Source organism: Microbacterium phycohabitans (assembly GCF_032464935.1).
Taxonomy (GTDB): domain Bacteria; phylum Actinomycetota; class Actinomycetes; order Actinomycetales; family Microbacteriaceae; genus Microbacterium; species Microbacterium phycohabitans.
The window spans coordinates 258,681-265,300 of the sequence record NZ_JAWDIT010000005.1; the positions used below are offsets into that span (position 1 = coordinate 258,681).

The following is a 6,620-nucleotide window of genomic DNA, read 5'->3' on the forward strand; positions in this document are numbered from 1 at the left end:
GCCCCGTCCGACATCCACGTCACGCCCGCGTGTCGAACAGGGTCCGAGCGGTCGCGTCAGCGCGCCCGGCCGGTCTCGAGCAGCTCTCGCGCGTGCGTGAGAGCGGCATCCGAGTCGCTCAGCCCCGACAGCAGCCGCGCCATCTCCGCCTCGCGCTCCGCTCCGTCGAGCCGGCGGACGCTGGATGCCGTGACCGAGCCGTCGTTGCCCTTGACGACCGTGAGGTGGTTCCCCGCGAAAGCGGCGACCTGCGCGAGGTGCGTGACCGCGATCACCTGCGACGACTCGGCGAGGCGTGCCAGGCGTCGGCCGACCTCGATGGCCGCGGCGCCGCCGATCCCGGCATCCACCTCGTCGAAGACGAACGTCGGCACCGGGTCGACGCCGGCGATGACCACCTCGATGGCGAGCATCACGCGGCTGAGCTCTCCGCCCGACGCACCGCGCGAGACCGGCCGCGGGTCGGCCCCGGGGTGGGGGGCGAGCAGGATCGACACGTCGTCGCGCCCGTGCGCGGCGGCAGGGGCGGGGGCCACGTCGACCGTCAGGCGCGCGTCGGGGAGGGCGAGGGCGTGCAGCTCCTCGGTGACCGCGGCTCCGAGCCGCTCCGCCGCATCGCGACGGGCCGCGGTCAGGGCGTCGGCGGCCGCGTCGAGCGCGCGCGCCGCGTCGTCGCGTTGAGCGGTGAGGCGTTCGACGCGATCGTCGTCGTCGTCCAGCTCGACGAGGCGCGCCGATCCGGTCGCCAGAAGGTCGAGGGCGGCGTCCACCGAGCCGTGCGTGCGGGCCAGGGCGGCGAGGACGCCCCGACGCTCGTCGACGGCGGCTAGCTCGTGGGGGCCGGACTCGTCGAGGTCGGCCAGGTAGCCCGAGAGCGCGACAGAGACGTCGGTCGCGCGATAGCCCAGGTCGGCGACCTGCTCGCCGATGGCGGCGAGGGCGGCGTCGCTGCCCGAGATGCGTTCCAGGGCGCGCCGGGCCTCGGCCAGGAGTGAAACGACATCGGGGCCCCCGTCCTCGTCCGACAGGGCCGCGTGCGCGGTCACCGCGGCCACGCGCAGTTCCTCGGCGTTCGCCAGACGCTCCGCGCGCCGCGCAAGCTCGTCCTCCTCGCCGGCGAGGGGTGCGGCCGCCTCGATCTCGGCGATCGCTGCGCGCAGCTGCTCGGCTTCGCGGGCCCGTTCGTCGCGGTCACCGGTGAGTGTCGACAGCTCGCCGTCGAGGGCGCGCCAGGCGTCCCACGCGGCGCGATACGTCGTCCGGGCCGTGGACACCGCCTCGCCGCCGAAGCGGTCGAGCGCATCGCGCTGCGCCGACGCCGAACGCAGACGCAACTGGTCGGACTGCCCGTGAACGACCACGAGATCGTCGGCGAGATCGGCGAGGACTCCCGCGGGAGCGGTGCGGCCGCCCACCGTGGCGCGACCGCGTCCCTCGCTCGACACGGTGCGAGCGAGGTACAACTCCGCCGCCCCCTCGCCGACGGGCTCGACGTCGCCGCCCGCCTCGCGCACGCGCGCGGCGACGGGTCCGTCCTCCGGCACGAGCCACACGCCTTCGACCGCCGCCTGCGCGGCTCCCGAGCGCACGGCGCCCGAGTCCGCCCGCTGCCCGAGGAGCAGTCCGAGACCGGTCACGACCATCGTCTTGCCGGCGCCGGTCTCGCCGGTGATCGCGGTGAATCCCCGCCCGATGGGCAGGGTCGCGTCGGCGATCACGCCGAGGTCCTTGAGCCGCATCTCCTCGATCACACGGCACCTCCCGTCGCCCCGCGCCATCCGGTCACGGGGAGGCGGAACTTGCGCACCAGCCGATCCGTGAACGCCGCCGGGTGCAGGCGGGCGAGGCGCACCGGCCGCGACGAACGGCGCACCACGACCCTCGCTCCGGGCGGCAGCTCGTGCGAACGGCGACCGTCGCACCACAGGATGCCGCTCCCGCTCGTGCGCTCGAGCACCTCGACGGCGACCGTGGCGTCGGGGCTCACCACGAGGGGGCGCGCGAAGAGGGCGTGCGCCGACAGCGGCACCACCGCGATCGCCTCGACGGTGGGCCAGATCACCGGCCCGCCGGCCGAGAAGTTGTACGCCGTCGAGCCGGTGGGCGAGGCGACGACGACGCCGTCGCATCCGAACGACGACAGCGGGCGTCCGTCGACCTCCATGACCACCTCGAGCATGCGCTCGCGACTGGCCTTCTCGACGGTCGCCTCGTTCAGGGCCCAGGTCTCGAAGATGACGCTGTCATCGGCGTCCAAGACCCGTACGGCGAGGGCGAGACGCTCCTCGACGGTGTAGTCACGGGCGATCACGCGGCGCACCGCGTCGTCCATGTCGTCGCGTTCGATCTCCGCGAGGAAGCCGACGTGGCCCATGTTGATGCCGAGGATCGGCGCCGTCCCCCCGCGCACGGTCTCGGCCGCGCGCAAGATCGTCCCGTCGCCACCGAGGACGATCGCGAGCTCGACGTCGGCGACGTCGACGTCGACGCCCAAGGTCCCGACACCCTCGAGCGACAGCCGCTCGGCGAGCTCCGGACGATCCTCGGCCGACACCACGGGCGTCGCTCCCGCCGCGCGGACCGCGGTGAGGATGCGTTCGGCGGCGTGGACGGTGTCGTCACGGCGTGCGTGCACGACGAGGAGGATTCGGCGATCGCTGGGGGTCATCGGCTTCCGGTCAGTTCGGTCACGGTGCTCTCCCATTCTGAGGGGTCACCGCCCCGGACGGCCGAGAACCACGCGACATACTCCTGGTTGCCGTGCGTTCCGACGAGGGGCGAGGCGATGAGTCCGGCCGTGCGCAGCCCCGCGTCCCACGCCGCCCAGAGGACGCCGTGGACCGCGTCCGAGCGCAGCGCGGGATCGGTCACCAGACCACCCTTCACCGCGGTACGACCCACCTCGAACTGCGGTTTGATCAGCAGAACGACGTCGGCGTCGGCTGCCGCGGTCTCGGCGATAGCCGGGATCACATGGTGCAGCGAGATGAACGACAGATCACCGGTCACCACGCGCGGGCGCTCGTCGACACCCGTCGCGGCGGCGAGGGAGTCGGCGGTCATGAACCGCACGTTATACCCCTCGACCGACACCACGCCGGGGTCGGTCGCCACGACGGTGGACAACTGCCCGTGCCCCACGTCGACCGCCATGACGGGTCGGGCGCCGCGTTCGCGCAGCACCTGCGTGAATCCTCCCGTCGACGCCCCGAGGTCGAGGGCGGTGCGCCCCTCCACCCCGATCGGGAAGGCGTCGAGGCCCGCGATCAGCTTGTGCGCCGCCCGGCTGACGTAGTGGTCGGCGCCGGCCACCGAGATCTCGCTCTCCGCTGCGACCGGCGTCGACGGTTTGACCACCGGCCGGCCGTCGACGCTCACGACGCCCGAGGCGATCAGCTGCGAGGCGTGCGAGCGGGAGCGGGCGAGTCCGCGGGCGGCGAGCTCGGCATCGAGGCGGGTCGTCACGGGCGCGAGGTCGGCGACGGATCGGTCGGGGCCGACGCGAGGCGCTGCGCCAGTTCTTCGTGCACGGCGGCGTAGGCGTCCGCGCGCGCGTCGAGGGGCTGCTCCTCGATGAGGCGCAGCCGATCGATCAGATCGGTCGGGGCATCCGGGGCGGCACTGTCCGACATGGATGCCATGCTACCGACGTCAGCGCACTCGGAACGGGTCCGCGTACAGACGCTCCGGCACGCGGAAGCCGAAGATGGCGCGGCCCGAGTTCCAGATCGCGGCGGCGCCGGCACGCAGGAGGTCGATCTGCCGGTCGCCGGCGGCCACGATGCGCAGGTCGACACCGTCGATCTCGACGATCGCGTCGCCGACCCGCGTGCGGTCGCCCTTGACGACGGTCGCGGGGTACGGCTCGAACAGCTGACGCAGATCCTCGACGATGTAGTCGGGACGCTGCGACGGCGGCGCCGCGAGCACCTGCTTCGGCCGGTCGATGCCGGTGAGCACGAGCACCGACGGCATCTCGGCGGTGCGCGCACCCTGGATGTCGGTGTCGAGCCGATCGCCGATGAACAACGGCGAGCTCGCACCCGTGCGAGTCACAGCCTCGTCGAAGATGGGCCGCTCCGGCTTCCCGGCGATGGTCGCGAGGCGCCCCACCGCCGTGTGGACGGCCGAGACGAGCGTGCCGTTGCCCGGGGCGATGCCCCGCGCCTGGGGAATGGTCCAGTCGGTGTTCGTGGCGACCCAGGGGATGCCACCCTCCTCGATCGGGGTCGCCAGGGCGTAGGCGGCCTCAGCGAGATGCTTCCAACCCACGTCCGGTGCGAAACCCTGCACGACCGCGGCCGGGGAGTCGTCGGCACTGCGGGTGACGACGAAGCCGGCCTTCTCGACCTCGACGACGAGGCCCTCGCCACCGATCACGAGGAGCGTGGAGCCCGCCGGGACGAGATCCTTCATCAACCGCATCGCGGCTTGCGGACTCGTGGTCACGTCGTCCGCCGCCACCGTCAGTCCGAGCGAGCTCAGGTGTTCGGCCACCGATGCGTCGGTGCGAGAGGCGTTGTTGGTGATGTACCCGAGGCGCCGGCCCTCGGACTGCGCCCGGTTGAGGCTGTCGACCGCGTGCGGAAGCGCCCCCGGACCCGCGTAGACCACCCCGTCGAGGTCGGAGAGCACGACGTCCACCCCGTCCAGCGGCGTCGGCTGCGCCGCCGTCCGACGGAAGATCATCGCGACCCCTCGACTTCGTCGTCCGACGCCGTCTCACGTGCGTCCGGGTCAGCCGCGTCCTCGTCCGAGACGGAGGCCTCTTCGTCCGAGAGATCCGCGCCCGCGTCCGGCTCCGCCGGATCGACATCCCCATCGCCCGCGTCGTCGACCGGTTCGTCGGATTCGTCCGCGACGTCGTCCTCGTCGACGTCGTCGACGGGAATGACACCGGATGCCACATCCACCCCGCCCTCGTCGTCGATCAGGTCGATCTCCTCGACGACGATCACCTCCCGGTCGGCGACACCTGCGGCAGCGTCGAGCGCCTCCGCGGCGATATCCGCGCGGCGCTGCCATTCGGCGGCCTCCGCGTCGCGTCCCAGCTCCTCCAGCACAGCCGCGCGCGCCGAGAAGAGCGCCGGGCTCCACTCGAACGCACGGTCGGGATCCGCCTCGGGGATCTCCAGCTCCTGCAGGGCACGGTCGGTCTGACCGAGGTCGAGACGCGCGCCCGACATGGCGATGGCGAGCTGGACGCGCACGGGCACCGACAGGGTCGAGCGGTCGACCGCACGGCCTTCCTCGAGGGCGCGGTCGGGGCGACCGACCCCGCGCTCGCTGTCGACGATCAACGGCAGCTGCTCGTCGGATCCCGTGATGCGGCGATGCGTGCGCAGCTCGCGCAGCGCGAGCGCGAAATCACCGACCGCATAGGCGGTGATCGCGACGGTCTCGCGCACGACGCCGACGCGGCCAGCGCTGCGCGAGGCGGCCAGAGCGTGCTGGTGGGCGAGGGCGGGGTCCTCATCGATCACGCGAGCCGCCATGGCCAGGTGCCGGGCGACGTTGTCCGCGTTGTCCTTGCTCAGGGTCTTGAGCTCGTTACGTGCCGCGCCGGGCAGGTCGAAGGCGGTGACGTCTTCGGGCAACTCCGGTCCCCGCTCGCGCCGATCCTGCGGCGGACGCGTCGCACGCGCGTCGTCCCGGTCGAAGCGGCGCGGAGCGCCGGCGCCGGGACGGCTGTCCCGCGAGGGGCGCCGATCCCCGCCGGTGAAACCTCGTTCTGCGCCGTCGCGACGCGCCGGCCGACCATCGCCACCCCGGTACGACGGACGGTCACCATCGCGACGGAACGGGCGGTCCCCGTCCTGACGGTAAGGACGCGATTCCCCGTCCCCACGCACGGGACGCTCACCATCACGACGCGCCGGACGGTCACCGTCCTGACGGTACGGACGCGACTCCCCGTCCCGACGTACGGGGCGGTCCCCGTCCCGACGGAACGGGCGATCGCCATCGCGACGAACCGGGCGGTCACCGTCGCGGCGGAACGGGCGATCGCCATCCTGACGGAAGGGACGCGACTCCCCATCCCGACGCACGGGACGATCCCCGTCCCGACGAACCGGGCGGTCACCGTCGCGGCGGAACGGACGATCGCCGTCCTGACGGAAGGGACGCGACTCCCCATCCCGACGAACGGGACGGTCCCCATCGCGACGGACAGGGCGATCTCCATCGCGGCGGAACGGACGATCACCATCCTGAGGGAAGGGACGCGACTCCCTATCCCGACGAACGGGACGGTCCCCGTCCCGACGAACCGGGCGATCCCCATCGCGACGAACCGGACGATCACCATCGCGCCGAGGACGTCCGGCGTTTTCGCCGTCGCGGCGGGCAGGCCGATCTGCGCGCGACGAAGAACCATCACCACGCGACGGCCGGCCACGGTCGAACGCACGGTCGCCCGAACGCCCCTCGTTGCTCCTGCGCTCGTTGGAATCGTCCGTCGACATGATCGTCCTCCCCGGAAAAACTGCCCATAAATGCGAAATGGCCACCCAGCGTTGGGTGGCCATTTCGTTAAAGGAAGTCCGGCGGTGTCCTACTCTCCCACAGGGTCCCCCCTGCAGTACCATCGGCGCTGAGAGGCTTAGCTTCCGGGTTCG

6 protein-coding genes and 1 rRNA gene are annotated in these 6,620 nt (G+C 72.5%); all 7 read right to left on the bottom strand.

Going from position 1 to position 6,620, the window contains the following annotated elements:
• Positions 1 to 56: 56 nt before the first annotated feature.
• Positions 57 to 1,751, bottom strand: coding sequence for a DNA repair protein RecN (gene recN / locus RWH44_RS14730; RefSeq protein WP_316005161.1), 1,695 nt, complete (start codon positions 1,749 to 1,751; stop codon positions 57 to 59).
• Entirely contained in the window at positions 1,748 to 2,668 is a 921-nt protein-coding gene (locus RWH44_RS14735) for an NAD kinase (RefSeq protein ID WP_298874200.1), read from the bottom strand. The genes recN and RWH44_RS14735 overlap by 4 nt, the downstream gene beginning before the upstream one ends.
• On the bottom strand, positions 2,665 to 3,465 hold the full coding sequence (locus tag RWH44_RS14740) for a TlyA family RNA methyltransferase (protein WP_316005162.1): 801 nt from the start codon (positions 3,463 to 3,465) through the stop codon (positions 2,665 to 2,667). The genes RWH44_RS14735 and RWH44_RS14740 overlap by 4 nt, the downstream gene beginning before the upstream one ends.
• The gene (locus RWH44_RS14745) at positions 3,462 to 3,632 is read right to left on the bottom strand and encodes a hypothetical protein (RefSeq protein ID WP_298874204.1); all 171 of its coding nucleotides are present in this window, start codon (positions 3,630 to 3,632) and stop codon (positions 3,462 to 3,464) included. Before RWH44_RS14745 ends, RWH44_RS14740 begins: the two co-directional genes overlap by 4 nt.
• A gap of 19 nt (positions 3,633 to 3,651) precedes the next feature.
• Complete coding sequence (locus RWH44_RS14750; RefSeq protein WP_316005163.1) at positions 3,652 to 4,689, bottom strand: HAD-IIA family hydrolase; 1,038 nt, start codon at positions 4,687 to 4,689, stop codon at positions 3,652 to 3,654.
• The gene (locus RWH44_RS14755) at positions 4,686 to 6,467 is read right to left on the bottom strand and encodes a primosomal protein (protein ID WP_316005164.1); all 1,782 of its coding nucleotides are present in this window, start codon (positions 6,465 to 6,467) and stop codon (positions 4,686 to 4,688) included. The genes RWH44_RS14750 and RWH44_RS14755 overlap by 4 nt, the downstream gene beginning before the upstream one ends.
• A 76-nt stretch (positions 6,468 to 6,543) precedes the next feature.
• Positions 6,544 to 6,620: ribosomal RNA gene (gene rrf, locus RWH44_RS14760) — 5S ribosomal RNA — on the bottom strand; the annotation flags it as partial.